The 1,627-nt window shown below is 72.8% G+C and carries 2 protein-coding genes; both read left to right on the top strand.

What is annotated here, in order from left to right; translation table 11 throughout:
* A partial coding sequence (locus AOK18_RS29770; RefSeq protein ID WP_055696315.1) for a hypothetical protein occupies window positions 1-381 on the top strand: 381 nt, incomplete at its 5' end.
* A 221-nt stretch (window positions 382-602) separates the two neighbouring features.
* Window positions 603-1,595 (top strand): glycoside hydrolase family 26 protein, encoded by a 993-nt coding sequence (locus tag AOK18_RS29775; protein WP_240503373.1) that lies wholly within the window; start codon window positions 603-605, stop codon window positions 1,593-1,595.
* The last annotated feature ends 32 nt before the right edge of the window (window positions 1,596-1,627 follow it).

Here is a 1,627-nt window from a genome sequence, read left to right on the forward strand (position 1 = left end):
TGGCTGGCGCTCGCCGCGCTCGCCCTGCCCGGCGGGTCGCCGCTGCGCGGGACGGCCGTCACCGTCTTCCTGGCGGCGGGGCCGGGCGCGGCCCTGATCGGCCTCTGCGGGCCCGCGCTGCGCGTACGGTCCGCGCGGGGCCCCGTCGAACGGCACGACCCCGGCTTCGCCCGCCACTCCGACCTGCTGGAACGGATGATGCTGGCCGTCTTCGTCAGCATCGCCGCGGTGATGACCGTCGCGACGGTGCTGATCGCCACGCGCACCTTCAGCGCGCAGCGGGTCCTGCTGGCCCTGACCCTGCTGACCACGCTCGCCGCGTTCTGCCCGCGGCTGCGTGCCTCCCCGCCGCCGAGGACACGGAAGGGTTCCGTCCTGTGAGGTTCGCCCGCCCCCTCCGCCGTATCAGTGCCGCCCTGCGCGGTGCCCGGTCGGGAACCGGTCCGTCCACCGGCCGTCCGCCCACCGACCCTCCTGCCGACCCCGGACCCCGTCCGCCCACCGGCGGTACGGGAACCGGCCGGCACCGCGGACCGGGGGCCGGGCGGCCGGCCGCGGGCCGCCGCCGGGCGCTGATCACCTCGGCCGCGGTCGTCTGCGCGGTGCTGGTCGCCGTGCTCGCGCTGCGGAACACCTCGGAGCCCTCCCGGACGGCCGGGGAGTGCCGGCCCACGGAACTGCTCGAACCACCGTGCGGCGCCTGGTTCGGGGCCTTCGTGCCGCACGAACGGGCCGACCTGGAGGAGAAGGTGGAGGCCTACGAGGAGAAGGCGGGCCGCAGGCTCGACGTCGTCTACACGTACCACGACATGTCCCTGCCCGAAGGGACCCGCAGGGAGGGGCAGTTGCTGAGCCCGGAGGAGCAGCGGGTCGGCGAGGACCGCATGCTGCTGCTGTCCTGGGAGAGCAAGTGGTGGGGCGGTACGAAGGAGCAGCAGCCGAGGTGGTCGGAGATAGCCGCCGGCGACCTGGACAGGACCGTGATCGACGTCCAGGCGCGGCGCGTCAAGGACTACGGGCAGCGCACGGGGAAGAAGGTCTTCCTCTCCTTCGACCTGGAGATGGACACGCGCACCCCGGCCAACGGCACCCCGGAGCAGTACGTGCGGGCGTACCGGCACATCCACGACCGGTTCCGGGAACTCGGCGTGGACAACGTGGTGTGGACCTGGATCATCACCGGCTACCTGAACCACGGAGACCTGTTCGAGAGCATGTACCCGGGGGACGAGTACGTCGACTGGATCGGCTACAACCAGTACAACTACCACCGCTGCCACAAGACGGAGTGGCTGACCTTCGAGCAGACCCAGACGGCCACGCACGAGTGGATACGGGAGAACATCTCCGCCGACAAGCCGCTGATGCTCTCCGAGTTCGGCAGCGCGGCCGACCCCACCCGGCCGGGGCGGCAGGCCGAGTGGTACGCGCGGGTGCCGTCCGTGCTGAAGGAACTGGAGGGCGTCAGGGCCGCGCTCCAGTGGAACCACCGCGACCCCGGCCCGCACTGCGACCTGACCGTGGCCGACGAGGCGGCGTGGGAGAGCCTGCGCGAGGCGGTGGCCGACCCGTACCTGAACCAGCCGGTGGAATGACCGGGCGGGCGCCCGCGTCCGGCCGCCCGCAC

The sequence above is a fragment of the Streptomyces prasinopilosus genome (genome assembly GCF_001419695.1).
GTDB lineage: Bacteria > Actinomycetota > Actinomycetes > Streptomycetales > Streptomycetaceae > Streptomyces > Streptomyces prasinopilosus.